The organism is Bosea sp. F3-2 (genome assembly GCF_008253865.1).
Taxonomy (GTDB): Bacteria; Pseudomonadota; Alphaproteobacteria; order Rhizobiales; family Beijerinckiaceae; genus Allobosea.
On sequence record NZ_CP042331.1, the window covers coordinates 125,440 to 150,604 of the forward strand.

Genomic DNA, 25,165 nt, shown 5'->3' on the forward strand with positions numbered 1-25,165 from the left:
CCTGATCGTGGACAAGAAAGAACTCGCCAAGCTCGAAGCCTATCTGCGCCGCACCTTCAACAATCACGCGATCAGCGTGCGCGCCCGGATGAAGAAGACCGACTCGGCCGAGGTCTATCTGGGCGAGGAGTTCATCGGCATCATCCATGTCGACGACGAGGATGGCGACCGCTCCTTCAACTTCACCATGGCGATCCTCGACGTCGATCTCGAGGATTGAGAGCCCACGCCGTCATGCTCGGGCTCGACCCGAGCATCTCGGGGCAGGTAGGGTGCTTCCCCGGCCTGATATTGGCCTGAGATTCTCGGGTCCGCGCGGAGTTTATCCTTGGGCCGACCGACGGTCGGACCTGAGGCTTCGCCCGAGAATGACGACCGCTAGCCCTACCGGATCAGCCCGTCGAGCGTCTGCCGCACGCCGCCGAGCATCAGCGCCCAGTCGGCGATGATGCTGCGCGGGAAGCGGATGTTCACATCCATGCCGCGATGCTGGAAGGTGATGCGGCAGGGCTCGTCGAGATGGGCGGCGGTCTCGATCGGGCAGCGGGCGGCGAAGCCCTTCCCGTCCGGAACCGAGACATAGAATTCGTCGCCTTCGAAGGGCGAGCCCTTGCGGAAACTGCGCACGACCAACCCGCCAGGATTCGACCAGACGGTCGGCGTCAGGAAGCGGGCATAGGTCGCAAGCTGACGCGCCGGCTCATTGACCTTGTCGGGCGGGCTCAGCGTGATCAGCAGGCGCTTCCGGTTCTGCGGCTGAGCCGGGCCGAGGTTCGGCCAGCCGAGCCGCAACCGCACCATGCCGACGAGGCGGCTGGTGTCATCATCGTCGTCGAGCCCGGTCAGATCCTTCGGGATCAGCAGGGCGACATTGCCGACGCGCGCCGGCTGCAGCGTCGCCGGTTCGTCGGCGCGGCGATGGGTCAGATAGAGCCCAAGCCCCGTCGCCAGCGCGCCTGCGAGCACGATCATCAGCGCAGCCTTGAGCAGCGCACTGTCCGCACGCGGCAGGGGTGCGGGTGGCCGCTGCAGGCGCATGCGCACCATCGAGGTGAGATGGGCGGCCTGCTGGCCGGGCCGGTGATGGGACAGGGACGCGGTCATTCCGGATACTCTTGGCCCGATCCTTCGGACCGGTTCGGCATCACTGAATCACTGCTGGCTTAACGCGGCGTAAACCATAACCGGGCCGATAGATCGCCGCACGTCCTATCGGACGCGAAGTGGCGATCTATCCTTTTGTTTGAGCATCGGATTTCTCCGAAAAGTGGTTCCCACTTTTCGGTCCGATGCTGTATCGTTAACCATTGGTAAAGACTCGCCTTCACAGTTCGTAAACCATGCGGCAGGCTCTCGCGCGTCGTTCCGGGGAGGGACCGCGCCCGTGACCATTCAGCCTGCCGCGCTCGAGGCGCTCCAGTCGCTTCTCATCGGCTTTGCTTTCGCAGGGCTGCTGGCGAGCGCATTCGAGCTGTTCACCTCGCATCGGGCCGACTTCAGGCTGTTGGAGAGGGGCGGGCTTGCCGCCGTCGCCAGCGTACCGGTCGTGGTCTTCAGCGCGCCCTTCCTGATCCTGCGCAACACGGTGCATGGCGGGCGGATCGAGGGCCGGCCCTTCATGTTCGTGATGCTGGCCAGCATGACCGCGGCGGTCTGGGGCATGGCGTCCGGCCGCGTGGTGCTCGACCTTCTGCACATGCTCGGTGCTTGACGGCGGGGGGCGGGCCCCTGCAATCCTCGGGCGATCTATAGCATCGGACCGAAAAGTGGAATCCACTTTTCGGAAAAATCCGATGCGATAACCATTACATAGATCGCCGGCACCGCGTCCGGTAGGACGCGCGGCGATCTAAGCATCAGGATATCGCTCATGCCGCTCTACGCGCTCGATGGAACAAGACCCGACGTGCCGGATGAGGGCGCCTGGTGGCTGGCGCCCGATGCGCATGTGATCGGGCGGGTCCGGCTCGCCGCCGGTGTCGGGATCTGGTTCGGGTCGGTGCTGCGCGGCGACAATGAGTGGATCACCATCGGCGAGGACAGCAATATCCAGGAAGGCTGCGTGCTGCACACCGATATGGGCTTTCCGCTGACCGTGGGGGCCAATTGCACGATCGGCCATCGCGCCATCCTGCACGGCTGCACGATCGGTGAGAACAGCCTCGTCGGCATGGGCGCGACCGTGCTGAACGGGGCGAAGATTGGCCGCAACAGCCTCGTCGGCGCCAATGCGCTGGTGACCGAAGGCAAGGAATTTCCAGACAATTCGCTGATCGTCGGCGCCCCGGCGCGTGCGGTGCGGACGCTGGACGAGAAGGCGGCAGCGGGCATTACCGCTTCGGCGAAAGCCTATGTCCGGCGCTGGCAGCAATTCGCGGCGGGTCTCGAAAAGCTCGGCTGACAAGCGCAGCAACCTCTTCGCGCTTGCGAACCTATCTCTGAAAAGAGATGGGCCGGCTTTCCGGGGAGGAAAGCCGGCCCTGGCGAAACCCGATCCTTGGGGACGGGTGGGTGGGGACGTGACCGAGCCTCGCCGTCCTTCTACCGCAACCGCATCGTGGTCGCGGTAACCTTCATCAGCGCTGCACCGAGGCGACCGTTGGGGTCTGCGCGCCGCCGAGCGAGGTCCAGCCCGTGCGGTACTGCGACTCGCGCTTGACGTAGACGTAGCCGGTCTGGCTCCAGGGCAGGATCGCATTGCGCTTGTTGTCGAGCACGAAGTCGCCGCGGTCGGTGCGGATCATCAGCACGGCGTGGCCGGCGTTCTCCTCGTCGATTACGACGGTCATCAGCATGGCGCGGCGCGGCAGCCCGGCCTCGGCGAGGCGCTTGCGCTTCAGCAGCGAGTAGTCCTCGCAGTCGCCCTTGCCGTCGGTCGGGATATCCCAGCGATCGACGACGCCCCAGTGATCCTCGTCGGTGACGGCCTCGATCTCGCGGTTGACACTGTTATTGATGGCGACGATCGTCTTCCACAGCTTGGCGTTCAGCTCGATGCGCTCGGGCTCGCGGGTGTCGGTGCGGCATTCGGACGCGGTGCGCTTGCAGAAGTCCGTCCAGGCATAGGGCGCGCGGGCGTCGCCAGAGGCTTCGGCCGGAAGGCTTGCGACCGGGATGCCGACCGAGCCCTGCGCATTTGCTGCGGCTGCTCCACCAAGGGTGACCAAAGCAGCCAGAGCAGTACCAATCAGATTGCGTTGAATTGAGAGCATGTCGTCCCCTTTCTGTCCCGGGACTGACGATGCGTGCTGGCCAATGGATTCCGGCTGAAATGGAAACGTACAAATTTATGTATTCGACCAGGTGGTGAGCGAAGAATAGATCAGAATCAATCTTGCTGGAATGGAGAAGTAACGATTCGTATCAATTGCGTAACGATATGTTAAGCATTAATTCTTCGTTGTCCTGTAGTAGATGATTAACTTACGTAATCCTTAAGCGGCGAGGCTCGTCATGGAGCCGGCACGCCAGCTTCCAGCGCCCCATCGGCAACGCCGCCGCGGGGGTCCAGATTCATAAGAGGATGCAGAGATCGCCGCATGCCGCGGCCGCACGGGAGCGCAGATATTCGAAGCTCAGGCGGTTTGCGCGAAGCGGCCGGCCGGGCCGGCTTTCAGAGCTCGAGGTTTTCGTCGAGCAGATCGGCGGAGAGCGGGAAGCGGAACTCCGCTGCGTAGCCGCCGTCGAAGCGGCGCACGATCCGCGCCGGTGTCGAGCCGATCCGCACCGACGCATTGATCGGCAGATCGAGGTCGCTCGAAAAGGCGGCGCCGGAGAGCGAGATGTCGACGATGCGGACGACGTATTCCAAGCCGTCGTCCATCGTGAGAATGGAGCGCGGGTTGCGCGGCACGACGCGCTCGTGACGGCGATCTTCCGGAAGCCCCAGCTCCTCGCGGTTGGCGAGCCAGGTGAGCTGGGCCGTGAACTTCTCGCGCTTGCGGCTTGTCGCGGTGATGGTCATCGCGAAGCCTTCCATCGTCGTGCGGACGCAGGTGCCTTCGATTCGGCCGAGATGTTCGAGATAGGCGATGACGCGATCGCCGGGCTTCGCCTTGGCGGGGGCGGCGAGGTGCACGCCGCCCGGCGAAATGTCGATCGTCTGGCAGGGATATTCCATGCGGTTGGGCAGCATGTAGCGACCCAGCAGCACCACCTTCATACGGTGATGCCGCCTGCGTTCAGCAGGAAAGGCAGCCGTTCGGGGCGTTTGGAGCGCGCTCAGCATCAATGACCGACCTGGATTCGGCCGGATCGTAGGCGCGGTCTGGTTAACGGATCGTTCCGATCAGGCCCGCCCGCCCGGCAGAACGACGAGACGCGGCGGCTCCGCCCGGCGCGGTGTTGCGGGTGGGCGAGAGCTGGCAGCAGGCCAGAGCATCCGCAGCGAGATCATGCGCATCGACTGGATGGTATCGAGGCCGAGCCAGTCCGGCGAGACCGCCGGCGAAAGTGCCCCGAGAATGCGTGCATGGGTGCGGCCGCGATAGCGCAGCGGCAGCAGCAGCAACTCCAGATAGATCGGCGCGCCGGTCTTGGATTCTCCGGAGAGGCCGGCGACGGCGCCGGCGCTCTCGTCCATCACCGTCTGAACGAGGCGGCGCATGTCGCCTTGCGATTCGACATCCGGCCAGAGCGCGGTGAAAGCCCGTCCCCGCAGCTCGTGCCCGATGAGCGCACAGAGGCGGGTTCCCGCCAACCGGAAGACGGGGCCGATGGGCTCGTTCTCCAACACGAAGGTGTCGGACAGCGCATGGCGCAACGCACCGGGTTCGATCTCGCCACGCTCCGGTGCGGCCCGCTCGCCGCGCAACGCGTCCCAATATTCGAAAACCAGACGTGTGCTTGTGTTTTTCATCCTGCGCCCATGCTGCCGGCTTGTCCCTCGAGGCGGTGCGGCGACCGAGATTGGCGCAGAACCGTTCGAAAGAGGGACGAATCGCTTCCCCTGAGAACCGAGGACGCATTCGCCATGCCGTCTTGCCACCGTCATCTGAGTCGGGGGAGGCAGGCGGGGTCGTTAGGGTTAACCAAATCTTACCTTTGTGGAAGATCGCTCGAATGCGTATAAAATGCTTCGGAATTCGCGGGCGTTCAGCTTGCCCGCATTGCGAGGTGGAAGGGGGCGTGACCTTGCCGGCCGGTTTAACCGGGCGGCATCACAGCCGACGGAAAAGGGGAGGGCGCGAGCCGCTCCCCTTTTTCGTTGCATCGCGCCAGATCGCCGCGCGTCCTGTTGGACGCGATAACAGCCTCTAGCGATTTGTCATCGCATCGGATTGTTCCGAAAAGTGGATTCCACTTTTCGGTCCGATGCGATAGGCCGGCGCTTGCGCGGCATGGGCGCTTCGGCAAGTGTGACGCCGCATGGCTCTTCAAGATCCTCCCCGACCGGCACGCGAGCCGGCGCTCAACCTGCCACCGGCCGTCGTCTGGCTGCTCGCCGCTTTGGCGCTGATCCAGGCGGGGCGCTCCTTGCTGTCCGACTATGACGATTACGTCCTGATGTCGTGGCTGGCCTTCGTGCCGGCGCGGCTGACGCTGTGGCTTTCGCCCGGGCGGCTGGAGGACGTGGTCGGCGCGATGGCGCAGTCCACGGCGGGACAGGATGTGGTCGAGAGGCTGCAGCTCGTGCGGCTGCTTCTCGCCGACGGCGGCGTCAGGCTCTGGACCCTGCTGACCTACGGGTTCCTGCATGGCTCCTGGCTGCATCTGGTGTCGAACGCGGTCTGGCTGGCGGCGTTCGGCAGCCCGGTGGCGCGGCGGCTCGGGACGAATCGCTTCCTCAATCTGATGGCGCTTTCGACGATCGGTGGGGCGCTGCTGCACTGGTGGTCGCGCGATCTCGACGTCCTGCCGCTGGTCGGCGCGTCGGCTGGCGTCTCCGGAGCCACCGCCGCGGCGATCCGTTTCGTCTTCGCCCCAGGCCTGCGCTTCGGTGAACTGGGCAACGACGAGGTGGTGCGGGCGATTCCAGCCGAGCCGCTCGGCCAGCTCTGGCGCAATTCCCGCGCACTCCTGTTCATCGGCATCTGGTTCGCGACGAATATCCTGTTCGGGGCCGGGCTGGTGCCGATCCTCGGCGAGGAGACGAGCATCGCCTGGGAGGCTCATATCGGCGGTTTCGTCGTCGGGCTGCTGCTGTTTCCCCTGCTCGACCGAGGCACGCTCAGGCGCTGAGCGGCGGCGTTCGATCCGGCGGAGACGGCGTCCGGCAAAAGGCTGGCAAGCCTTGCCTGCGCCGGTCTCTTCCCGCACACTCGCATCATTGCGAAGCACTCTTCGAGCCGGTCCGGCATCGCAAGGTTGCCGGTGACTCGAGGGGTTCCAGCGGAACCGCGCGCCGGCGATGGCGCGCCTGCGAGGAGGGACTTCCATGAATGTCGAGAAGCTGCTGGGCGACAAGGGGCACGAGGTCATCTCGGTGCTGCCGCACCGGACGCTGGCCGAGGCGATCCGCACGCTGAGCGAGAAGCGCATCGGTGCCGTGGTCGTCATGGGGTCGGACGGAGCGCTGGTCGGCATCCTGTCCGAACGCGACATCATCCGTGCGCTGGGAGAGCATGGTGCCACGGCATTGGAGAGCGCCGTGTCGCGATCGATGACCTCCAAGGTCGTGACCTGCCGGCCGCAGACCAGCGTCGACGAGCTGATGGAAATCATGACGATGGGCCGCTTCCGCCATGTCCCGGTGGTCGAGAACGGGCGTGTTACCGGCATCGTCTCGATCGGCGACGTGGTGAAGCATCGCGTTGCAGCGATCGAGGCTGAAAGCCAGGCGATGCGCGACTATATCGCGATGGCCTGACGGGTATTGCATCGGACCGAAAGGTGGAATCCACCCTTCGGAAAATCCGATGCGATAACAAGTGCATAGATCGCCGTTATAGCGTCCGATAGGACGCGCGGTGATCGAGCCCGCCCGGCTCAGCTGTCGGGCGCGATATGGCTGGCGGCGACGAGGGCGGCGATATCGTCGAGCGCGCGCTGCGCCGCCTGCCGCCCCAGCTCCATCGTCTCGTCGGCGCGGTGGAAATCGAACAGGCCGATGCGGCCGAGCTTGGGGCCGATCATCACGTCCGGCGGATCGCCGGCGAGACGCGAACGCGAGATTCGGTCCTGCGTGATGTTGAAGGCGTCGATCATGACGCCGGCCAGACCAGGACGGTTCTCGGAGGGGCGGCCGACGATGTTGCGGACGCGCTTGGCCGCCCCGCTGATGCCGTCATACCAGCGTGGCTCGGGGCGGATCTCCAGCTCGGGGATCAGCGGATCGGGATCGGAGCCGTGGTTCTGGATGATCGTGCCACGGCCTGAAAGGTCATTGTTCAAGTTGAGGCAGATCACGATGTCGGCACCGAGCGCGCGGGCCGCCGTCACCGGCACCGGGTTGACCAGCGCGCCGTCCATCAGCCAGCGGCCGCCGAGCTTCACCGGATCGAAGACGCCAGGCAGGGCGTAGGAGGCGCCCAGCGCATCGACCAGCGGGCCATGCGTCAGCCAGATCTCATGACCGGAGCCGAGTTCAGTCGCAATCGCGACGAAGCGATGCGAGAGTTCCTCGATGCGGATGTTGCCGAGATGCTGATCGAGCAGGCGCTTCAGCCGCCCGCCGGCAATGAGGCCGGCGCCGCCGATATGGAAATCCATCAGGCCGACGATGCGGCGCTTGGTCAGGCTGGTGGCGAATTCCGCGAGCTCGGGCAGTTTGCCGGCGGCATAACAGCCGCCCACCACCGCCCCGATCGAGGTGCCGGCGATCACGTCAGGGGCGAAGCCGGCTTCGATCAGGACTTCGAGGGCGCCGATATGGGCCCAGCCGCGGGCCGCGCCGCCGCCGAGCGCCAGGCCGATCTTCGGCCTGACCGCCAAGGACCGCTCTTCGATCGAACGCATCTCGTTCATCGCGGCCCCACCTCCGCCGAGACCAAAGGCCCGCCGCGCGGTATTGTCCCAGAACATGGACCCGTCCCTCCGTGGGAATTTAGGGTCTCAGAAGCCGATGAGCGAATGGTGAACGGCATGACAGGCGACATTATCGCCTGCATTTGACGGAACCGTGAAGGCGCGCCGATGGCATTGCCGATGCGCGCCGGCTTCAGGTGCAGATGATCAACGGCTTCTGCGCATCCTCGCGCAGTGGCTGGAGCCGGTAGAAGCAGGAGCAGCGGCCGGTGTGGCAGCAGCCGCCGTCGCCGCCGACCTTGACCTTGAGCCAGATCGCATCCTGATCGCAGTCGACCCGCATCTCGACAATGGACTGGATCTGGCCGGAGGTCGCGCCCTTGTGCCAGAGCTCCTGGCGCGAGCGCGACCAGTACCAGGCCTCGCCGGTCTCGATCGAGCGCTGCAGCGCCTCGGCATTCATATGCGCGACCATCAGCACCGCGCCACTGTCGGCCTCGGTGGCGACGACCGTCACGAGGCCATTCGCGTCGAAGCGGGGGCTGAGCACCGTGCCCTCCTCGAGGGCGTGCTTGTCGGCCGCGGCAGGGAAGGGGCTCATCTCGGCTCCATCGTGGAAAAGGCGCGTCGTCCGACGCGCCTTGTAGGGAACTGGCCGGGTGTCGCCAACCGCTGGGACTACAGTCCCGGCGACTTCACCATGGTGAAAAAGCGGACCTGCTCGGCCGGGTCGTCGCGGAAGATGCCGCGATACTGTGTCGTCATGGTCGAGGAACCCTGCTTCTGCACGCCGCGCATCGACATGCACATATGCTCGGCCTCGACGAGAATGGCGATGCCGCGCGGCTCCAGCGCCTCCTCGATCACATCCGCGATCTGGGCGGTCATCGTCTCCTGCGTCTGCAGGCGCCGCGCATAGACGTCGACGATGCGGGCAAGCTTCGAGAGGCCGACCACGCCCTTCGACGGGTAGTAGCCGATATGCGCCTTGCCGACGAAGGGCACCATGTGGTGCTCGCAATGCGAATAGAACGGGATGTCGCGCACCAGAACCATGTCCTGGTAGCCGTCGACCTCCTCGAAGACGCGGTCGAGAATGTCATGAGGGTCTTCGGCATAGCCGCTGTAGAGTTCCTTGTAGGCCTTGGCGACGCGCTGCGGCGTCTCGGCGAGGCCCTCGCGCGACGGATCGTCTCCAGCCCAGAGGATGAGCGTGCGGACGGCGGCCTCGGCCTCTTCCCGCGTCGGCTTGCGGACCAGAAACTTGTCAGCGGAGGGGGCGACGGCCCCCTCGACGGACAAGGACTTAACCACAGGGATCATGTGGTGCCTCCCGTTGGGACGATGGAGGCCACGCGTTCGACGGCCAAGCGGCCGCGGCCGCGAGGCCGTTGCGACAAGTTTTGATACCTTGCGGCGGATAAGGTTCCCATGCCCTCCCGTTCCGCGGCGATCAACCCTATATTGGTTCTCCGAGCCGGTCATTCCAGAGCCGCCGGGGCCGGATCCGATCAGGTTGCTCAACCTGATCGGTGAATCCGTCCCTGAACTTACTATAGGCCGAGCCATGCTGGACGACGTCTACAACAAGCGCATTCTGGCACTTGCCGCCAACATCCCCCTGCTGCAGCGCCTGCCGTCTCCGGACGCCACGGCGCGGGCTCATTCGAAGCTATGCGGCTCCACCGTGACAGTCGATGTCACCATGGAGGGCGACGTCGTCACCGGCTTCGGCCATGAGGTGAAGGCCTGCGCGCTCGGACAGGCCTCCTCCTCGATCATGGCACGACATGTCGTCGGCTCGACGGCCGAGGAACTGCGCCGGGTGCGCGAGCAGGCCCGCGCCATCCTGAAGGAGAATGCCGAGCCGCCCGAGGGCAAATGGGCCGATCTCGCCGTGCTCGTGCCGGTGCGCGACTTCAAGGCGCGCCATGCCTCGACGATGCTGACCTTCGATGCGGTGGTCGACGCGATCGACCAGATCGAAGCACGGCGGCGCGAGGCCGCCGCCTGATCACTTCACGCCGAAGGCGACCTTGATCTCGGGAATCGTCTCGTCGAAGCGGGCCTTGAAGGCGCGGTCGGCCAGCAGGGCCTTGGCGACGGCGCGTCCGACCTTGTCGCCGGCGACGAGATCGCTGGGAAAGTGGAAGCCGCAGATCAGGCGGCTTTCGTCATAGCTCTTCACGCGCTCTTCGAGCTTGTCCGCCATTGAAGGGACCGCCGCCTTGAGCAGCTCTGCGTAAAGCGCAGCCGTCGCCGCATGGGCGGAGGGGAAGGAGGTGCCCTCCGGGCGCGCGCCGGGGCAGGGCTTGACGCGGACCTTGGCCCAGAGCTGGAAGGGGCGGGTGCGGCTGGTCAGGCGGTGGACGCTCTTCAGCAGGATACCGAGCTCGACCTGCGCCTCGCGGAACAGCAACCGCACCTCGCGATGGGTGTTGTCGACATAGTTCGTTTGCATGCCGTTCAGGAAGTTGACCAGCCCCTGGCGCTGGTCGGCGATCGCCTGTTTCTCGCGCTCCGGCGTGCGATTGAGCGTCAGCTGCTGCACCTGCTCGAACTCGGCCTTGGCTTCCGGGCTGTTCTGCGCCGGGGGCAGGCCGATGATATGAGCGATGTCGAGCTTGGTGCCATCGAGCCAGAGCAGGTAAGGCCGCTGCTGGGCCGAGGCAGGCGCGGCGAGGCCGAGGCTCAACGCCAGTCCGACCCCCGCAACAGCATTGCGCAGGTGGACCTGGCGAAGAAGGGCATGGCGAAAGCGAGCGGCGCGCATCATGTTTCCGATATCAGGCAATTGAAAACGGGCATGGGAAACGGGTTCTGGTGACGGCTGAACAAAACGAAGCAGACGATCTATTCCAGCGTCTCTTTGTTAAGCAAAGATTTTCGCGCTTGCGAAGGCTTACACTTTTGCCGCGCAGGATCGCCCATATCCTGATCCGCGGCTATCAGCTCAGCTTCTCCATGCTGGTCGGACGCCATTGCCGGCACTGGCCGAGCTGCTCGACCTACACCGACGAGGCGGTCCAGCGCTTCGGGCTCTGGCGCGGCGGCTGGATCGGCCTCGCCCGGATCTGCCGCTGCAACCCCTGGGGTACGAGCGGCATCGATATCGTCTGCGAGGAATTGCCGTCGGGCGCGAGGTGGTATAGGCCGTGGGCCTATGGCCGCTGGCGCGGGACGAACGTGCCGGCGGCTATCGATTCCGGCGCCGATCCGGTTGCGGGCGGCGGAACCACCTCACAGGCGTAACCGGCCTTGACTTACGGGGTTCGTATCCCCGAGTGAGCAGGATACTCAGTATCATGATGAAGGATCATATGGCGGGGTTCATGCAGTCGAGCCCCCGCTCGCTTCCCGCAGAGAAGAGTGGCGAGTCGACGATCTCCCTGACCTTTCCCGACGGCGCCAAGCGCGAATTCCACTCCGGCATCACCGGGGTCGATATCGCCAAGGGCATTTCCCCCTCTCTCCTGAAGCGCACCGTCGCCATGGCGCTCGACGGCACGGTCGTCGATCTCGCCGATCCGATCGAGCGCGATGCCAGGATCGAGTTCCTGAACCGGGAGGACCCGCGTTCGCTGGAGCTGATCCGGCACGACACCGCTCACGTCCTCGCCGAAGCCGTGCAGGAACTCTTCCCCGGCACGCAGGTGACGATCGGCCCCGTCATCGAGAACGGCTTCTATTACGACTTCGCCCGCAACGAGCCCTTCACCCCTGAGGACTTCCCGGCGATCGAGAAGAAGATGCGCGAGATCGTCGCGCGCGACAAACCCTTCACCAAGGAGGTCTGGAGCCGCGACAAGGCCAAGGACTTCTTCGCCAAGAAGGGCGAGGCCTACAAGGTCGAGCTGGTCGATGCGATTCCCGCTGACCAGACGCTGAAGATGTATGCGCAGGGCGACTGGATCGATCTCTGCCGCGGCCCGCACATGACCTCGGTGGGCAAGGTCGGCAACGCCTTCAAGCTGATGAAGACGGCCGGCGCCTATTGGCGCGGCGACAGCAACAACGCGATGCTGACCCGCATCTACGGCACCGCCTTCGCCAGGCAGGAGGAACTCGACGCCTATCTCAAACAGCTTGAGGAGGCGGAGAAGCGCGACCACCGCAAGCTCGGCCGGGAGATGGACCTGTTCCACTTCCAGGAGGAGGGGCCGGGCGTCGTCTTCTGGCACTCCAAGGGCTGGCGGCTCTTCCAGGAGATCATCGCCTATATGCGGCGGCGCCTGGCCGCCGACTATGAGGAGGTGAATGCGCCGCAGATCCTCGACAAGTCGCTCTGGGAGACCTCGGGCCACTGGGGCTGGTACCAGGACAACATGTTTGCGGTGAAGTCTGCCGCTGCCTTCGAGAACCCGACGGATGCCGAGCGTGATCATCGCGTCTTCGCGCTGAAGCCGATGAACTGCCCCGGCCACGTCCAGATCTTCAAGCATGGGCTGAAGAGCTATCGCGATCTGCCGATCCGGCTTGCCGAATTCGGCAACGTTCATCGCTACGAGCCGTCGGGCGCACTGCATGGGCTGATGCGCGTGCGCGGCTTCACGCAGGACGATGCGCATATCTTCTGCACCGAGGAGCAGCTCGCGGCCGAGTGCCTGAAGATCAACGATCTGATCCTCTCGGTCTATTCGGATTTCGGCTTCACCGACGACCTCGTCATCAAGCTCTCGACCCGGCCCGACAAACGTGTCGGCTCGGACGAGCTCTGGGACCATGCCGAAGACGTCATGCACAAGGTGCTGGAGCAGATCGCGGCCCAGTCCGGCAACCGGATCAAGACCGAGATCAGCCCGGGCGAGGGCGCCTTCTACGGGCCGAAGTTCGAATATGTGCTGCGCGACGCCATCGGCCGTGACTGGCAGTGCGGCACGACGCAGGTCGACTTCAACCTGCCGGAGCGCTTCGGTGCCTTCTATATCGGCGCCGACGGCGAGAAGAAGCAGCCGGTCATGGTCCACCGCGCGATCTGCGGCTCGCTGGAGCGCTTCACCGGCATCCTGATCGAGCACCATGCCGGGCACTTCCCGCTTTGGCTCGCGCCGGAGCAGGTCATCGTTGCGCCCATCACCTCGGATGCCGACGGCTATGCCGAGGAGGTCACGATGGCCCTGATGGGCGCCGGCCTGCGCGCCCGCGCTGATCTGCGCAACGAGAAGATCTCGTACAAGGTGCGCGAGCACTCGCTGGCGAAGGTCCCGGTCATCATCGCCGTCGGCAAGCGCGAGGCTGAGGAGAAGACCGTGACGCTCCGCCGCCTCGGCAGCCAGGCGCAGATCGTGATGCCGCTCTCGGAAGCGCTCACTGCTCTGACGCAGGAGGCATCGGCGCCCGATCTCGCACGGACGAAGGCAGCCAAGGCGGCCAAGTTGGCCTGACGGTCTTCGTCATGCTCGGACGCTCCCCGTCGGGGGCGTCATTCCGGGCTTGACCCGGAATCCATCGAAGAGCGTCAAGCCTTACGATGGATTCCGGATCGGCGCGGCTTACGCCGCTTGTCCGGAATGACGGAGCCTTATGAGCAGTACTCTAGCTAAAGGCGCGGCGATCGTGCCAGATTGCCGGCGATGCTGACGGGTTCCTATCGCAAGCGGCTCGAGGCCGATCTCATCCGCTGGGTCGATGGCGGGCTGCTCAGTGACGAGAGCGCCGGGGCGATCCGCCGCTCGGTCGTCCGTGAGCATAGCGGTTTCGGCCTGCCGGCGCTGCTTGGCTTGCTCGGCGGGCTGCTGATCGCGTCGAGCGTCGCCGCCTTCGTCGCCGCAAACTGGGAGGCGATCCCGCGCCTCGCCAAGCTCGGCGTGATCCTCGCAGGCATCGCGGTCTGCTTTGCACTCGCTTTCCGGCTGGAGCGCGGCGGCTCGCTCCGTGGCGGCGACGCGGCGGTGACCTGCGGCGTGCTGATCTTCGGCGCCGGGCTCGCGCTCGTCGGCCAGATGTACCATCTGCCGGCCGATTGGCCGGGTGGGGCTGTGCTGGTCGCGCTCGGCGCGCTCGCTGCCGCCTCTCTGATGCGGTCGAGCGGGGCCCTCGCCATCGCCTTCGTCGCGATCTGCGCCTGGAGCTTCGGGCGCTGGGAAGAGCTGCGCGGCGGCGCCCATTTCGAATTCTTCATCCTCTATCTGCCGGCGCTGTGGCTGGCGCTGTCACGCAACAACCGGTTGATCCAGCATCTGGCCGTGCTGGCCGGCGCGTTCTGGATCGGTATGGCGCCCGGCTACTGGCTGTTCGAGCGCTTCGATTATGGGCTGTTGGCCTATGGGCTGGCGGTCTCGGCCCTTTACGTCGCGCTGGGCGCGATCGCGCTCGACCGGGGCGGTCCGGGCCTGCTGACGGCCTGCCTGCCCTGGGGCCTGCTCGGCCTCGTGGTCGTTCTCAACGTCGAGTTGATCCGCATCCTCGACAATGAGGAGGCCCGGGCCGGGCATGCCTTCCTCTTCGTGTTCTATGCCTATGCCGTGGCGGTCCCGTTGACGATCCTGGCCGGGGTAACAGCCCGCGACCGGCGCTTCACCTGGCCACTGGCGGCCGCGCTCGGGCTGGCGCTGCTCGTGCCCGCCGTGTTCTGGAGCGGCATCGTCACCGGCATGCCCGGCAAGATCGCGGTGGCGAGCCTCATCCTCCTCTCGGCGACGGCTCTCATGGTCGCCGGGGCCGCGGGTGGCGTTCGCCGGCTCGTGATGGCGGGCTCCATCCTGTTCGGCATCGCGATCCTGATCCTACTCTGGCAGACGATCGGCACGTTGCTCGATCAGTCGCTGTTCTTCCTCATCGCCGGGGCGGCGCTGCTGGCTGTTGCCTCGGGAGCGCGGCGCCTGTTCGCGCGGCTGAACCCGCCTGCCGAGAGGGAGGCCGCGTGATGCGTTCGTTCTCGGCCGATGTGATTGCCGCGAAGGTACCGCTGCTCTGGCGGGCAGTCGCCGCCGCGCTGCTGCTGGGGCTCGTCCTGCTCGCCCTGGTCGAGCAGCGGGCGCGCGTCCTGCGCAACGGGACGGAGGTGCGGCTGAAAACGGTGCCGGTCGATCCGCGTGATCTCTTCCGTGGCGATTACGTCGTGCTCGGCTATCCGATCAGCATGGTCGAGGCGGGGCAGGAGGGTGCGCGGCCATACCAGCGCGGCGAAACCGTCTTCGTCACGCTCGGCCGCGACGAACAGGGCTTCGCGCGGGCGGTCGGCGTTTCGCGCGAGTGGCCGAAAGGCAGCGGCGAGGCCGTCGTGATCGCCGGACGCGTGACGTCGATCGGCGGCTGTGCGATCAACGCAAATGGCGAGACCGATTGCCGCGGCAATCGCAGCCGCCTGCGCATCGCCTATGGGCTCGAGAGCTATTTCGTGCCGCAAGGCGAGGGCAAGGCGATCGAGGCCACCGAAAAGGCCCGGATCGAGGTCGTCGCGGCCGTGTCGTCGTCGGGCGAGGCGGCGATCAAGCGCCTGCTGATCGACGGCAAGCAGGTCTATCAGGAACCGCCTTACTGACAGGCGGCCGGCCGTCCATTCAGCGATCGCGCCGGCTTCAAGCGGCGCTCTGACAGCTGCACAGCGACCCGCACGCATCACGTTGCCGTGTCGTCGAAGGCCCGTACGGGGTTCGTCTCACCTCCGCCGCAAAGCGTCGAAATGATCGCCACACGCGCTTGTGACAACGCGCCGCGTGACGCGAATCCTCTTCGGTTATATGAACGGCAGATGAACAGACTCGACAGGGAATGTTCATCTGAAGGCCCGCCGCCGGGGAGCCGCGACCGGCCGCCTGCGTACCGCCCGAGCCCTTCCTCGCTGCTGAAGGACAGCCCCGTGTCGTCCATCCCCTCCTTCAGACGCTTCCTGCTTCTCGGCCAGCCGGCCGATGGCACGGTGCGCTCTGCCGGCGGGCGCGATGCGCGAATCGATGTGGTGCGCGGGCTTGCGCTGCTGATCATCTTCATCAACCACATGCCCGGGAACGTGGTCTCGGCCTATATGCCGCATCGTTACGGCTTCTCGGACGCGGCCGATATCTTCGTCCTGCTGGCCGGCGTCTCGGCCGCCCTGGCCTATGGCGGGCTGATCGAGCAACGCGGCTTCTCGCTCGCGGCGTTGAAGCTCGGCGAGCGGATATGGACGCTCTACATCGCCCATCTCGCGGTCTTCATCCTCGTCTGCGGGGTCGTCGCCACGGCGGTCACGCAGACGCAGAACCCCCTCTATATCGAGACGATCAACATCCAGCCCTTCTTCCGCGACACGGTCGAGGCGCTGATCGGCGCGCTGACCCTGACCTATCAGCCGTCCTATCTCGACATCCTGCCGCTCTACATCGTGCTGCTCGCGCTGTTCCCGGCGATCTACTATGCGGTGCGGATCAGCCCGCTGCTGACGCTCGCCGTCTCGCTGACGGTCTGGCAGGCCGCGCTCGTCTTCGAGCTCAACCTGCCGAACGGCAGTGCCGGTGTCTGGTTCTTCAACCCCTTCGCCTGGCAGGTCGTCTTCACGCTCGGGATCATCATCGGCCGGGCGGCGCAACTCGGCGTCGCCGCGCCGCGGCTGCTGTGGCTCGATGTGGCTGCTGTTGCGTTCATTGTCTTCGCCTGGGCGGTGAAGATATCGACCGGCAACCCGACGGGCATCGGCGCGTTGAATGATTGGTTCGATTCAGTCCAGCTTGGCTCGGACAAGACCAATCTGGCCTGGACCCGGTTGATGCATATCGGAGCGCTCATCTGGCTCGCGATCCGCTGGCTGCCGGCCGGCGGGGCCATGGCGAAGCCGATGCTCGGACGCGCGCTGGCCTCGGCGGGGCAGAATTCGCTCCATGTCTTCTGCGTCGGGATCGTGCTTTCGATCATCGGGCAGATCGTTCTGGCCGAAACTTCCTTCGCTTTGGGCGTTCAGTTGCTGATTTGCACCGCGGGCATTACAATTTTGACAGGGTTAGGGATCTTCCTGTCGTGGTACCGTTCGATCACGAAACGCGGCGCAAGCGCCGAACCTGTCCCGGCCCGTGGCGCGCAGGCGCCGCGGCCCTCCTTGTCCTCGCGCTGAATTCACCCGCCATCGCAGCGCCGATGCCGGCGCCGGCCGACACACGCTGCCGCGCCGATGCGATGAAGCCCGCCTTCCAGCCGAACCTGCCGGAGGCCCGCAAGGCGCTGCAGGAAACCGGCCGGCTGACGATCGTGGCGCTGGGTTCCTCCGCCACGGCCGGCTCCGGCGCCAGCGCCGAGGACAAGAGCTATCCGTCAGTGCTGCAGGCCGAACTCACACGCCGCCTGCCCGGTGCCGAGGTCACGGTCATCAACAAGGGCGTCGGCGGCCAGTCGGCCTATGACATGCTGCTGCGCATGCAGGCCGACGTCATCGATGAGAAGCCCGCGATCGTGATCTGGCAGACGGTTATCAACGATGCGATCCGCGACATCGGCGAGGAGAAGCTGGCCAAGATCCTCAACAAGGGCATCAGCAAGGCGCGCGCCGCCGGGATCGACATGGTGCTGATGGATCTGCCGTGGCTGCCGCGCGAGGGACGCTATCCGCATTACGACGATTATCGCGCCGTCCTGATGAAGACGGCACAGGAGCAGGGCATTTCGCTCTTCCCGCGCTATGCGCTGATGAAGGGCTGGTCGAACTCCCGCCAGTTCACGCCGGAGGAACTGCTCGGCATGGACGGGCTGCATCTGGTCGATGCCGGCTATCGCTGCCTCGGCCTGCGCCTCGCCGACGGGATCGTCTCCGGCATCGGCAATGTCCGGATCGAGGCGGCGGGCCGCGAGGTGAAGCCGCCGAACTGAGCCGGGCGCGTCATTCTCGGGCGGAGCCCTCGGGTCCGACCTTCGGTCGGCCCAAGGATAAACTCCGCGCAGACCCGAGAATCTCTTGCCGGAAAAGGCGCTGGTTTCCGAGATGCTCGGGGCAGGCCCGAGCATGACGGAGGCTACTTCGCCAGAACCTCGATATCGCGGTCGGAGCCCGACTCAACCTTGAAGTCGCGCGAATAGACCTGCCCTTCCTGCCGGGCGATCAGGACATAGTCGCCCTCGGCGAGGATGACTTGCGGGAAGGCGCCGATGGCCTCGCGGATGACGTCGCCGCCCGGTGTCAGCACGCTGAAGGCGGTTCCGGCGAAGGCCTCGCCCCCGGCGCTGGCGACGAGCTTCAGGGTGACCTTGGCGGCGCGGTGATGCAGCGTCGCTTCGGTGACCTTGCCGGTTTCGACCTTCACGTCGGCGCGCTGGATGGCGTTGGAGTCGCCGTAAGTCGAGACGACATGATAGGTGCCTTCGGGCAGGCGGATGATCTCGCCGGCCTTGGCGCCGCTGGTAATGAGCCGCCCTTCCGAGTTTCCCTGCAAGGGCACGAAGACGGAGAAGGTGAGTTGCCCGGCCGGGATCGGCGCGTCGCCGATCGAGCCCGCCAGCGAGAGCGCGCCGGCGCTGATCTGCACCTGATCGCGCAGCCCCTGCGCGCCGAGGCTGACGCGCTTCGTGCCGCTGGCGAAGCCATAGGCGGCGTGGATGATGTAGTTGCCTGGCGGCAGCGAGAAGCTCGGTTCGGGCTCGGCTGAGCGCGCAACGATCTTCGGAGCCGATCCGTCCACGGTTTCGCTGAGGATGCGCCAGTTCAGCCCGGATTTGATCGGCCTGCGATCGTTTGCGAACTGCGCGGAGACGCTGAGCCTGGCCTGCGCGGTCGAAGCGCCGGGGGGCGCGGGGGCCTGGGCGTCCGCACCGGGGCCGGTGTCGGGCGTCGTGGTCTGGGCTGAGGCCGGCGAGAGGAGGACGGCCACGGCGAAGACGAGGCCGGCGAAGCGGCGGCCAGCTTCAAAACCATCCAATTCAAGCATGCTTTCTGTCCTCGGCGCCCCTGCGGCGATGTATGAGCAGGCGCGCTTGTCCTCATGATGGCGAAGGAATAGGTCAATCCCATCGCCATCGCCCGGATGTTTCATGACCGATACGCTCTCTCTGCTCAAGCTGCGTCGCTCGGTGCCGCCGCAGTTCCTCTCCGCTCCGGGGCCGCAAGGCGCTGAGCTCGACGAATTGCTGACGATCGCGGCGCGCGTGCCGGACCATGGCAAGCTGGCGCCCTGGCGCTTCATCATCTTCACCGGCGCGGCGCGCGAGGAGGCGGCCGAGGTGGTCGCGCGCGTCTTCCAGAAGAAGAATCCGCAGGCAAGCGACGATCAGGTCGAGTTCGAGCGCAAGCGCCTGCTGCATGCGCCCGTTATCGTGGCGGTGGTCTCGCGGGCGCGCGAGCACGTCAAGATCCCGCTTTGGGAGCAGGAGCTCTCGGCAGGCGCCGTCTGCATGAACATGCTCGTGGCGGCCTATGCCATGGGCTATGCCGGTTCCTGGCTGACGAACTGGTTCTCCTTCGACCGCGAGGTGATGACCGCGTTCGGACTCGCGGAGGACGAGCGGATGGCCGGCTTCATCCATATCGGCACGCCGACGGCGCCGATCACGGATCGAGATCGCCCGGTGATGGCCGACATCGTCAGCTACTACGGAGCCTGACGTGACCTGCTACTCCGCGTCGAAGGACGATCTCGGCTTCGCCCACGACCCGTTCAAGGCGATCGTGGCGCCACGGCCGATCGGCTGGATCACGGCGCTGAGCGCGAAGGGCGAGGTCAATCTCTCGCCCTACAGCTTCTTCAACGCGATCTCGTCGCGGCCGAACATCGTGATGTTCTCGTCGGAGAACAAGAAGGATGCGGTCGCCTTCATCGAGGAGACCGGCGAGTTCACCTGCTCGCTGGTGACGAAGGCCCTGGCGCAGACGATGAACCTGACCTCGGCGCCGCTGCCACGCGGCGAGAACGAGTACATCCACGCCGGGCTCGAGATGGCGCCGTCGCGCTTCGTCAAGCCGCCGCGCGTCGCCGGCACGCCGGCTGCGCTCGAATGCAAGCTGCTCTCGATCCAGCAGCTTCACGATCTCGACGGTAACGCCGTGCCGCGCTGGATGGTGCTGGGGCAGGTCGTCGGCACCTTCATTGACGACACCTTCGTCAAGGACGGGCGCTTCGATACGGCTGGCGCCAACCCGATCGCGCGCTGCGGCTATGCCGATTATGCCGAGGTGACGAGCCTGTTCTCGATCCAGCGGCCTGTGGGCGGATAGGGCGCTTCCCTTCTCCCCTTGCGGGAGAAGGTGGCCCGAAGGGCCGGATGAGGGGGCGCGCTGTGCTTTCCGTCATTGCGAGGAGCTGGGCGACGAAGCAATCCAGGGGGACTGGATGAGAGGTTCAGCCCAATCCCCCTGGATGCTTCGCTGTGCTCGCAATGACGATGTAGGGCCGCGCGACCCCTCATCCGTCTCGGCTTCGCCGAGCCACCTTCTCCCGCAAGGGGAGAAGGAGAGCCCTACCGTCACGGCCATGGGTCTACGGCTCGGTTCAACTGACCGCCAGCGGCCCCTTGGCGCGGTAGTCGCCGAGTGGGGTAAGGGCGCGGTTGATCGCGTCGGCGTCGAGAGTGACGCCATCTGGCAAGGTCAGTTGCGGCGGATCGAGCGTCACTTTCGCACCCGGTGCGAGCGCCGTGGCCGCCTGCTGGACGCGCGAGGCGCAGCCGCCGCAATGCATGCCCGAGATCGCAAAAACCTGAGTCATTCGAATCGCCTCCGGCCGATCATTCAGCCAGTTTCTGAGCGCGCGCGAGCAGCCGCTGCGCCCTGATCAGATGGGGACGGTCGAGCATTTCGCCATCGAGGCCGATGACGCCGGCCCCCGGATTGGCCGCGAACAGCGCGACGATCTGCTTCGCCTTGGCGAGCGCTGCCGGCGAGGGCGAGAAGATCTCGTTGATCGGCGCGACCTGAGCCGGGTGGATCGCCATCTTGCCAGTGAAGCCGTCCCGCCGTGCCGCCAGGCATTCGGCGCGGAAGGCGGCCTCGTCGCGGAAATTGGTGAAGACGGTGTCGATCGCTTCGACCTGCGCGGCCGTTGCTCCGAACAGGGTCAGCGCGCGGGCGAAGCGGTAGGGATCGGTATAAGAGCCATCCTCCAGCCGGTTGGTTTCGGCGCCGAGATCGGCCGACAGGTCTTCGGCCCCCCAGGTCAGCGCCATCAGGCGGTGGGAGGAGCGGCTGTAGCTGCCGAGCCCGAAGATGCCCTTGGCGTTCTCGGTGGTGATGGGCAGGATCCGCGTCGTGCCGTCGGGCAGATCAGACTCCGCCTCGCGCACGGCGATCTTGGCGGCGAGATGGCCGACATCGGCCCCGCCTTCCGATTTCGGCAGCATGATCGCGTCCGGCGCGCCGGGCATGACGGCGTCGAGATCGGCGTCGCTCATGCCTGTCGCGAGGCCATTGATGCGCACGATCAGCAGCGGGCGCTTCGGGAGCGGGCGGGTGGCATCCAGGAAGGCGCGGGTGATCTCGCGTGCCTGCGGCTTCGCATCGAGCGCGACGGAATCCTCGAGGTCGAGGATCAGCGCGTCGGCGCCGATCTCCAGGCCCTTCTGCTGCTTCTTCGGGCTGTCGCCCGGCACGAACAGGAGTGAACGCATGTTGTCAGACCGCGACGGTGTCGGGTTCAGGCCGCTTGCGCATGAAGGCCTGTCGGCGGCACTGGGCGACGAGCGTGCCGTCCTGCTTGTAGGCCTTGTGCAGGAAATCGACGATGCCGGCATCCGGCCGCGAGCGCGACTCGCGCTTGGCGACGATCTCGGTGGTGCAGTTCACGGTGTCGCCCTCGAAGAGCGGGGCGGGGAAGACGACGTCGGTCATGCCGAGATTGCCGATGGTGGTGCCGACGGTGGTGTCGTTGACCGAGATGCCGATCATCAGCCCGAGCGTGAAGAGCGAGTTCATCAGCGGCTTGCCCCACTCCGTCTCGGTCGCGCAGAAATGTGCATCGATATGAAGGGGTTGCGGGTTGAGCGTCATGTTGGAGAACAACATGTTGTCCATCTGCGTGACGGTTCGGGTCAGGCCGTGCTCGATCACCGCTCCGACCTGGAAATCCTCGAAATAGATACCGCCACGCTTGTGACGCACCACATCGGCCATCGACGCCTCCGCCTTCGCATCGCCGGCCGCTGAGCCGGCACGAGAAGTCGTAGAATGCCATCCGCCGGGAGGGAAGCGGAAAGCGCGGCGTTAAGCTTTGCAAGGGTGCGCTTAACGGTTCGCTTACCATAATGGAGCATTGTTCGGATTGCGCTTTCCGCAATGCGCGGAAGCCGCATGCCGAAGGCCCCAGATGTTCCTGTTCACCACGCCGCAGAGCCGCGACGCGCAGCCAGCCAATCCGGTCGTCAGCGCCATCCGCCAAGGCGCGGAGCGAACGGGTGCGGGCTTCGACTACCTGCTCAAGACGGCGCAGCGCGAATCCTCGCTGGAGCCGGACGCCAAGGCCAAGACCTCCAGCGCGACCGGGCTTTTCCAGTTCATCGAGCAGACCTGGCTCGCCATGGTGAAGCAGGAGGGGCCGAAGCAGGGCCTCTCGGAATATGCCGATGCGATCTCCGAGAGCGGTGGGCGGCTGAGCGTTTCCGACCCTTCGGCGCGCGAGAAGATCCTGCAGCTGCGCAACGATCCGCAGGTTGCGGCGCTGATGGCCGGCGCACTGACACAGAAGAACCGCGACCAGCTTGCCGGCGCCCTTGGGCGGCAGCCGCAGGCCGGTGAACTCTATATGGCCCATGTGCTCGGTGCACGCGGCGCTTCCGACCTGATCCGGGCGGCGGCCAGCGATCCCAACCGTGTCGCGGCGCGCGACTTCCCGGAGGCGGCTGCGGCCAACCGCTCGATCTTCTACGACAAGGCCGGTCGGGCGCGCAGCGTCCAGGAGGTCTATGGCGTGCTGGCGGCGAGCCATGCCAGCACCCAGGTCGCGGCCAATGTGGCGCAGAACGCACAAGCAGGGCAGGGCGATATCCCGCAAGCCGAGATCGCCGCCGGGCTGCGCGAGGGCCGCGCGAAGGGGCTCGTCGGGCTGTTCTCCACCAATGGCTCGCGCGATCCGGTCTCCAAGGCGGTCGCCAATCTCTGGACGACGCCGAGCCGCGGCGGCACGCGCACGGCGTCGCTAGATGGCGGCGAGCGCTATTTTCCGCGCCCCGGCCAGAGCGATGCCAGGTCGGCGTCTGATGCGAGCACCTCGACCGGCGGTGCCGCGTCGACCGATACCGGCAAGGTCGTCAACGCGCCGTTGCCGCCCTCGCGGCCGAGCGAGCTCTCCTCCACTGCCGTCGCGGCACCGCAGGCGGTCGGGAAAACGCGCCGCGGCCCACTCGACCTGTCGTCCTTCATGATCCAGCGGGGCGGCGCATGATCGTTCGCCGTTTCCTGCTCTGGGCCCGGACGGCACCGGCCGAAGCGCGTGCCTCGGGCGCCGCCGCCCTTGCGGGCGCCTATCTGCGTTCCGGCATGTCGGACGAGGATCGCCACGAGGCGGAGACGGCGCTGATTGCGCTGATCGACGACCCTTCGCCGCTGGTCCGGCGAGCGATCGCAGAGGAAATGGCTCCCTCGATGCGCACGCCGCGCAACCTCGCGCTCGGCTTGATCGCCGATCAGAGCGATGTGGCGGCGCTGGTCCTGGCGCATTCGCCGGTGTTGACGGAGGCCGATCTGGTCGATGCGGCGGCCGTCGGCGACACGCTGGCGCAGCGCGCCATTGCGATGCGCCGCTGCCTGCCGGTCAGCGTCTGTGCGGCGCTGGCGGAAGTGGGCTGCGAGGAGGCGCTGATCACGCTTGCGGGCAATCGCACCGCAGAAATTCCCGACTTCTCGTTTGAACGGATGGTCGAGCGTCGCGGCGACAGCGGCGCGCTGCGCGAGGCGCTGCTGGAGCGGGCGGACCTGCCCGCGGGGCTACGGCAGACGATCGCTGCGCGCGTATCGGACACGCTAGCAAGCTTCGTCGCCGGTTGCGGCTGGTTGACCCCCGAGCGCAGCGCCCGTCTGGCGCGCGAAGCCACCGAACGCGTCGCGGTGGCGCTTGCGGCCGGCGGAGAGGCGACGGATGCGCCGGCGGTCGTCGAGGTTCTGCGCGCTACCGGGCGGCTGACCCCCGGCCTGATGCTGCGCTCTCTGCTGAGCGGCGAGCCGGCGTTGGCAGAAGCTGCCTTCGTCTCGCTTTCCGACTTGCCGGCTGCGCGGGTCGCGGCCCTGTTGCGCGACAGACGCGGCGCCGGGCTCAAGGCGCTGTGCCGCAGGGCCGGATTGCCGGCCTCGCTGGAACCGGCGTTCACGGCTGCGATCCTTGCCCTCAATGCCCGTGGCTTCGATGCGGGTGGCGCGCGGCACGGCATCGACCGTGATTTGCTGCGCGAGGTCCTGATCGCCTGCGAGGCGACGGAGGGCTCGGAAGCCGATGCGCTCATGGCGCTGCTGCGTCGCATGGATGCGGAAGCTGCCCGCGATGAGGCGAAAGCTCTGGCGGATTCGTTCGCAGATGATGCCGCGCTCGCCTGGTTGATCGAAGCCGATCCGGCCTTTCTGGTCGAATTTGAAGCGGGCGACCTGCGCGACGCGGCCTGAGATTCAGTAGCCGAACTGTTCGCGCAGGATGCGCTCGTCCAGGCTGTGGCCGGGATCGTGCATCATGACGAGATCGACTGTGCGGTCGATCTCGATCGAAACGGAGCTGACCTCGTCGATCTGGGTATGATCGGCAACGGCGCTGACCGGGCGCTTATCGGCTTCCAGCACCTCTATGAAGACCTTGGCATGGTCCGGCAGCAGCGCGCCGCGCCAGCGGCGCGGCCGAAAGGCCGAGATCGGCGTCAGCGCGAGCAGCGGCGCATCGAGCGGCAGGATCGGCCCATTGGCCGAGAGATTGTAGGCGGTGGAGCCGGCAGGCGTCGCGAGCAGAAGCCCGTCGGCGATCAATTCCGACAATCGCACCTGGCCATCGACCGAGATCCGCAGCTTGGCGGCCTGGTAGGAACGGCGCAGCAGCGAAACTTCGTTGATCGCCTTGGCCTGCACCGTTGCGCCATTGCATTCCACGGCCTGCATCGAGAGCGGATGCACGATGCTGCGCTGGGCGGCCTCCAGCCGCTTTTGCAGTCCGCGCTCCTTGAACTCGTTCATCAGAAAGCCGACCGAGCCGCGATTCATCCCGTAGATCGGTTTGCCGGTGCCGAGAAAGCGGTGGAGCGTCTGCAGCATCAGCCCGTCGCCGCCGAGCGCGACCACGACATCCGCTTCCGCTGGATTGGCGTTGCCATAGCGCTCGACCAGCTTGTGGAGCGCCGCCTGCGCTTCAGGCGTATCACTGGCGACGAAGGAGATCGCGCCGAAGCGTTCAGTCATAGC

The 25,165-nt window shown here is 66.1% G+C and carries 28 protein-coding genes and 1 pseudogene; 16 read left to right on the plus strand and 13 right to left on the minus strand.

All coding sequences use genetic code 11. The features are described 5' to 3' along the window. The first annotated feature begins 7 nt into the window (after positions 1-7). Entirely contained in the window at positions 8-220 is a 213-nt protein-coding gene (locus FQV39_RS00630; protein WP_149128549.1) for a DUF3126 family protein, read from the plus strand. Positions 221-384: 164 nt separating this feature from the next. Here the strand turns inward: FQV39_RS00630 and FQV39_RS00635 are convergent, their stop codons facing one another. After that, on the minus strand, positions 385-1,104 hold the full coding sequence (locus FQV39_RS00635; RefSeq protein ID WP_149128550.1) for a hypothetical protein: 720 nt from the start codon (positions 1,102-1,104) through the stop codon (positions 385-387). 280 nt (positions 1,105-1,384) lie between these two features. Between FQV39_RS00635 and FQV39_RS00640 the strand changes: the two genes are divergently transcribed. Further along, on the plus strand, positions 1,385-1,711 hold the full coding sequence (locus tag FQV39_RS00640) for a DUF6949 family protein (protein ID WP_149128551.1): 327 nt from the start codon (positions 1,385-1,387) through the stop codon (positions 1,709-1,711). A gap of 159 nt (positions 1,712-1,870) precedes the next feature. Then, complete coding sequence (locus tag FQV39_RS00645) at positions 1,871-2,401, plus strand: gamma carbonic anhydrase family protein (RefSeq protein WP_149128552.1); 531 nt, start codon at positions 1,871-1,873, stop codon at positions 2,399-2,401. A gap of 175 nt (positions 2,402-2,576) precedes the next feature. Here FQV39_RS00645 and FQV39_RS00650 read toward each other — a convergent pair whose 3' ends face one another. The 3 genes from FQV39_RS00650 to FQV39_RS00660 form a co-directional block, all read right to left on the minus strand. Next, positions 2,577-3,212 carry a transglutaminase-like cysteine peptidase gene (locus FQV39_RS00650; protein WP_149128553.1) on the minus strand — a complete coding sequence of 212 codons (636 nt, stop codon included), beginning with the start codon at positions 3,210-3,212 and terminating at the stop codon, positions 2,577-2,579. A gap of 401 nt (positions 3,213-3,613) precedes the next feature. Next, positions 3,614-4,228 carry a PilZ domain-containing protein gene (locus FQV39_RS00655; protein WP_149128554.1) on the minus strand — a complete coding sequence of 205 codons (615 nt, stop codon included), beginning with the start codon at positions 4,226-4,228 and terminating at the stop codon, positions 3,614-3,616. A 60-nt stretch (positions 4,229-4,288) separates the two neighbouring features. Continuing rightward, positions 4,289-4,858: a PAS domain-containing protein gene (locus FQV39_RS00660; RefSeq protein ID WP_149128555.1), complete on the minus strand. Its 570-nt coding sequence runs from the start codon at positions 4,856-4,858 to the stop codon at positions 4,289-4,291. Between the two features lie 509 nt (positions 4,859-5,367). On the opposite strand from FQV39_RS00660, the gene FQV39_RS00665 reads away from it, so the two are divergent. Both FQV39_RS00665 and FQV39_RS00670 read left to right on the plus strand, forming a co-directional pair. Then, complete coding sequence (locus FQV39_RS00665) at positions 5,368-6,180, plus strand: rhomboid family intramembrane serine protease (protein WP_149128556.1); 813 nt, start codon at positions 5,368-5,370, stop codon at positions 6,178-6,180. A gap of 196 nt (positions 6,181-6,376) precedes the next feature. After that, positions 6,377-6,808 (plus strand): CBS domain-containing protein, encoded by a 432-nt coding sequence (locus FQV39_RS00670; RefSeq protein ID WP_149128557.1) that lies wholly within the window; start codon positions 6,377-6,379, stop codon positions 6,806-6,808. A gap of 119 nt (positions 6,809-6,927) precedes the next feature. On the opposite strand, the gene FQV39_RS00675 is transcribed toward FQV39_RS00670, so the two are convergent. The 3 genes from FQV39_RS00675 to folE all read right to left on the minus strand — a co-directional run bounded on the left by FQV39_RS00675 (position 6,928) and on the right by folE (position 9,228). After that, positions 6,928-7,962, minus strand: coding sequence for a patatin-like phospholipase family protein (locus tag FQV39_RS00675; RefSeq protein ID WP_149128558.1), 1,035 nt, complete (start codon positions 7,960-7,962; stop codon positions 6,928-6,930). Positions 7,963-8,098: 136 nt separating this feature from the next. Next, positions 8,099-8,506, minus strand: coding sequence for a phosphoribosyl-AMP cyclohydrolase (hisI, locus tag FQV39_RS00680; protein ID WP_149128559.1), 408 nt, complete (start codon positions 8,504-8,506; stop codon positions 8,099-8,101). A gap of 77 nt (positions 8,507-8,583) precedes the next feature. Then, positions 8,584-9,228 (minus strand): GTP cyclohydrolase I FolE, encoded by a 645-nt coding sequence (folE, locus tag FQV39_RS00685; RefSeq protein ID WP_149128560.1) that lies wholly within the window; start codon positions 9,226-9,228, stop codon positions 8,584-8,586. Positions 9,229-9,472: 244 nt separating this feature from the next. Here folE and FQV39_RS00690 point away from each other — a divergent pair, with 244 nt between their 5' ends. Next, positions 9,473-9,919 (plus strand): iron-sulfur cluster assembly scaffold protein, encoded by a 447-nt coding sequence (locus FQV39_RS00690; RefSeq protein WP_149128561.1) that lies wholly within the window; start codon positions 9,473-9,475, stop codon positions 9,917-9,919. Here the strand turns inward: FQV39_RS00690 and FQV39_RS00695 are convergent, their stop codons facing one another. Then, positions 9,920-10,681 (minus strand): phosphatase PAP2 family protein, encoded by a 762-nt coding sequence (locus FQV39_RS00695; protein WP_149128562.1) that lies wholly within the window; start codon positions 10,679-10,681, stop codon positions 9,920-9,922. A 134-nt stretch (positions 10,682-10,815) separates the two neighbouring features. Here FQV39_RS00695 and yidD point away from each other — a divergent pair, with 134 nt between their 5' ends. From yidD to FQV39_RS00725, 6 genes are all read left to right on the plus strand, one after another. After that, on the plus strand, positions 10,816-11,157 hold the full coding sequence (yidD, locus tag FQV39_RS00700; RefSeq protein WP_149128563.1) for a membrane protein insertion efficiency factor YidD: 342 nt from the start codon (positions 10,816-10,818) through the stop codon (positions 11,155-11,157). Between the two features lie 80 nt (positions 11,158-11,237). Continuing rightward, complete coding sequence (gene thrS / locus FQV39_RS00705) at positions 11,238-13,289, plus strand: threonine--tRNA ligase (RefSeq protein ID WP_248313483.1); 2,052 nt, start codon at positions 11,238-11,240, stop codon at positions 13,287-13,289. A 189-nt stretch (positions 13,290-13,478) separates the two neighbouring features. Further along, positions 13,479-14,771 (plus strand): DUF2157 domain-containing protein, encoded by a 1,293-nt coding sequence (locus FQV39_RS00710; RefSeq protein ID WP_149128564.1) that lies wholly within the window; start codon positions 13,479-13,481, stop codon positions 14,769-14,771. Then, positions 14,771-15,388 (plus strand): GDYXXLXY domain-containing protein, encoded by a 618-nt coding sequence (locus FQV39_RS00715; RefSeq protein WP_149128565.1) that lies wholly within the window; start codon positions 14,771-14,773, stop codon positions 15,386-15,388. The genes FQV39_RS00710 and FQV39_RS00715 overlap by 1 nt, the downstream gene beginning before the upstream one ends. Positions 15,389-15,529: 141 nt before the next feature. After that, on the plus strand, positions 15,530-16,933 hold the full coding sequence (locus tag FQV39_RS00720; RefSeq protein ID WP_149128566.1) for an OpgC family protein: 1,404 nt from the start codon (positions 15,530-15,532) through the stop codon (positions 16,931-16,933). Between the two features lie 23 nt (positions 16,934-16,956). Further along, a complete protein-coding gene (locus FQV39_RS00725; RefSeq protein ID WP_149128567.1) occupies positions 16,957-17,682 on the plus strand; it encodes an SGNH/GDSL hydrolase family protein in 726 nt (241 codons plus the stop codon). A gap of 143 nt (positions 17,683-17,825) precedes the next feature. Here the strand turns inward: FQV39_RS00725 and FQV39_RS00730 are convergent, their stop codons facing one another. Further along, a complete protein-coding gene (locus FQV39_RS00730) occupies positions 17,826-18,734 on the minus strand; it encodes a hypothetical protein (RefSeq protein WP_149128568.1) in 909 nt (302 codons plus the stop codon). A gap of 103 nt (positions 18,735-18,837) precedes the next feature. Here FQV39_RS00730 and FQV39_RS00735 point away from each other — a divergent pair, with 103 nt between their 5' ends. Further along, positions 18,838-19,407, plus strand: coding sequence for a nitroreductase family protein (locus FQV39_RS00735; RefSeq protein ID WP_149128569.1), 570 nt, complete (start codon positions 18,838-18,840; stop codon positions 19,405-19,407). A gap of 1 nt (position 19,408) precedes the next feature. Then, a complete protein-coding gene (locus tag FQV39_RS00740; RefSeq protein WP_149128570.1) occupies positions 19,409-20,017 on the plus strand; it encodes a flavin reductase family protein in 609 nt (202 codons plus the stop codon). Between the two features lie 274 nt (positions 20,018-20,291). On the opposite strand, the gene FQV39_RS00745 is transcribed toward FQV39_RS00740, so the two are convergent. The 3 genes and pseudogenes from FQV39_RS00745 to FQV39_RS00755 form a co-directional block, all read right to left on the minus strand. Then, positions 20,292-20,507 carry a heavy-metal-associated domain-containing protein gene (locus FQV39_RS00745; protein ID WP_149128571.1) on the minus strand — a complete coding sequence of 72 codons (216 nt, stop codon included), beginning with the start codon at positions 20,505-20,507 and terminating at the stop codon, positions 20,292-20,294. A gap of 19 nt (positions 20,508-20,526) precedes the next feature. After that, positions 20,527-21,405, minus strand: coding sequence for an HpcH/HpaI aldolase/citrate lyase family protein (locus FQV39_RS00750; RefSeq protein WP_149128572.1), 879 nt, complete (start codon positions 21,403-21,405; stop codon positions 20,527-20,529). A gap of 4 nt (positions 21,406-21,409) precedes the next feature. Then, a pseudogene (locus tag FQV39_RS00755) lies at positions 21,410-21,916 on the minus strand (MaoC family dehydratase); the annotation flags it as partial. 184 nt (positions 21,917-22,100) lie between these two features. Between FQV39_RS00755 and FQV39_RS00760 the strand changes: the two are divergent. Together FQV39_RS00760 and FQV39_RS00765 are read left to right on the plus strand one after the other, a co-directional pair. Then, on the plus strand, positions 22,101-23,174 hold the full coding sequence (locus FQV39_RS00760) for a lytic transglycosylase domain-containing protein (protein ID WP_187640129.1): 1,074 nt from the start codon (positions 22,101-22,103) through the stop codon (positions 23,172-23,174). After that, a complete protein-coding gene (locus FQV39_RS00765) occupies positions 23,171-24,385 on the plus strand; it encodes a DUF2336 domain-containing protein (protein WP_149128574.1) in 1,215 nt (404 codons plus the stop codon). Before FQV39_RS00760 ends, FQV39_RS00765 begins: the two co-directional genes overlap by 4 nt. A gap of 3 nt (positions 24,386-24,388) precedes the next feature. On the opposite strand, the gene FQV39_RS00770 is transcribed toward FQV39_RS00765, so the two are convergent. Continuing rightward, entirely contained in the window at positions 24,389-25,162 is a 774-nt protein-coding gene (locus tag FQV39_RS00770; RefSeq protein ID WP_149128575.1) for an NAD kinase, read from the minus strand. Positions 25,163-25,165: the final 3 nt, after the last annotated feature.

Excerpts from the sequence above, each read along its gene's own strand:
- FQV39_RS00735 (WP_149128569.1), top strand. The coding sequence starts at position 18,838 with ATGACCGATACGCTCTCTCTGCTCAAGCTGCGTCGCTCGGTGCCGCCG.
- FQV39_RS00730 (WP_149128568.1), bottom strand. The coding sequence starts at position 18,734 with ATGCTTGAATTGGATGGTTTTGAAGCTGGCCGCCGCTTCGCCGGCCTC.
- folE (WP_149128560.1), bottom strand. The coding sequence starts at position 9,228 with ATGATCCCTGTGGTTAAGTCCTTGTCCGTCGAGGGGGCCGTCGCCCCC.
- FQV39_RS00675 (WP_149128558.1), bottom strand. The coding sequence starts at position 7,962 with ATGTTCTGGGACAATACCGCGCGGCGGGCCTTTGGTCTCGGCGGAGGT.
- FQV39_RS00635 (WP_149128550.1), bottom strand. The coding sequence starts at position 1,104 with ATGACCGCGTCCCTGTCCCATCACCGGCCCGGCCAGCAGGCCGCCCAT.
- FQV39_RS00770 (WP_149128575.1), bottom strand. The coding sequence starts at position 25,162 with ATGACTGAACGCTTCGGCGCGATCTCCTTCGTCGCCAGTGATACGCCT.
- FQV39_RS00750 (WP_149128572.1), bottom strand. The coding sequence starts at position 21,405 with ATGCGTTCACTCCTGTTCGTGCCGGGCGACAGCCCGAAGAAGCAGCAG.
- FQV39_RS00715 (WP_149128565.1), top strand. The coding sequence starts at position 14,771 with ATGCGTTCGTTCTCGGCCGATGTGATTGCCGCGAAGGTACCGCTGCTC.
- FQV39_RS00650 (WP_149128553.1), bottom strand. The coding sequence starts at position 3,212 with ATGCTCTCAATTCAACGCAATCTGATTGGTACTGCTCTGGCTGCTTTG.
- FQV39_RS00710 (WP_149128564.1), top strand. The coding sequence starts at position 13,479 with ATGCTGACGGGTTCCTATCGCAAGCGGCTCGAGGCCGATCTCATCCGC.
- FQV39_RS00645 (WP_149128552.1), top strand. The coding sequence starts at position 1,871 with ATGCCGCTCTACGCGCTCGATGGAACAAGACCCGACGTGCCGGATGAG.
- FQV39_RS00760 (WP_187640129.1), top strand. The coding sequence starts at position 22,101 with ATGTTCCTGTTCACCACGCCGCAGAGCCGCGACGCGCAGCCAGCCAAT.
- FQV39_RS00720 (WP_149128566.1), top strand. The coding sequence starts at position 15,530 with ATGATCGCCACACGCGCTTGTGACAACGCGCCGCGTGACGCGAATCCT.
- FQV39_RS00670 (WP_149128557.1), top strand. The coding sequence starts at position 6,377 with ATGAATGTCGAGAAGCTGCTGGGCGACAAGGGGCACGAGGTCATCTCG.
- FQV39_RS00745 (WP_149128571.1), bottom strand. The coding sequence starts at position 20,507 with ATGACTCAGGTTTTTGCGATCTCGGGCATGCATTGCGGCGGCTGCGCC.
- FQV39_RS00695 (WP_149128562.1), bottom strand. The coding sequence starts at position 10,681 with ATGATGCGCGCCGCTCGCTTTCGCCATGCCCTTCTTCGCCAGGTCCAC.
- FQV39_RS00725 (WP_149128567.1), top strand. The coding sequence starts at position 16,957 with ATGCCGGCGCCGGCCGACACACGCTGCCGCGCCGATGCGATGAAGCCC.
- FQV39_RS00660 (WP_149128555.1), bottom strand. The coding sequence starts at position 4,858 with ATGAAAAACACAAGCACACGTCTGGTTTTCGAATATTGGGACGCGTTG.
- FQV39_RS00765 (WP_149128574.1), top strand. The coding sequence starts at position 23,171 with ATGATCGTTCGCCGTTTCCTGCTCTGGGCCCGGACGGCACCGGCCGAA.
- hisI (WP_149128559.1), bottom strand. The coding sequence starts at position 8,506 with ATGAGCCCCTTCCCTGCCGCGGCCGACAAGCACGCCCTCGAGGAGGGC.
- FQV39_RS00665 (WP_149128556.1), top strand. The coding sequence starts at position 5,368 with ATGGCTCTTCAAGATCCTCCCCGACCGGCACGCGAGCCGGCGCTCAAC.
- FQV39_RS00690 (WP_149128561.1), top strand. The coding sequence starts at position 9,473 with ATGCTGGACGACGTCTACAACAAGCGCATTCTGGCACTTGCCGCCAAC.
- FQV39_RS00655 (WP_149128554.1), bottom strand. The coding sequence starts at position 4,228 with ATGCTGAGCGCGCTCCAAACGCCCCGAACGGCTGCCTTTCCTGCTGAA.
- thrS (WP_248313483.1), top strand. The coding sequence starts at position 11,238 with ATGCAGTCGAGCCCCCGCTCGCTTCCCGCAGAGAAGAGTGGCGAGTCG.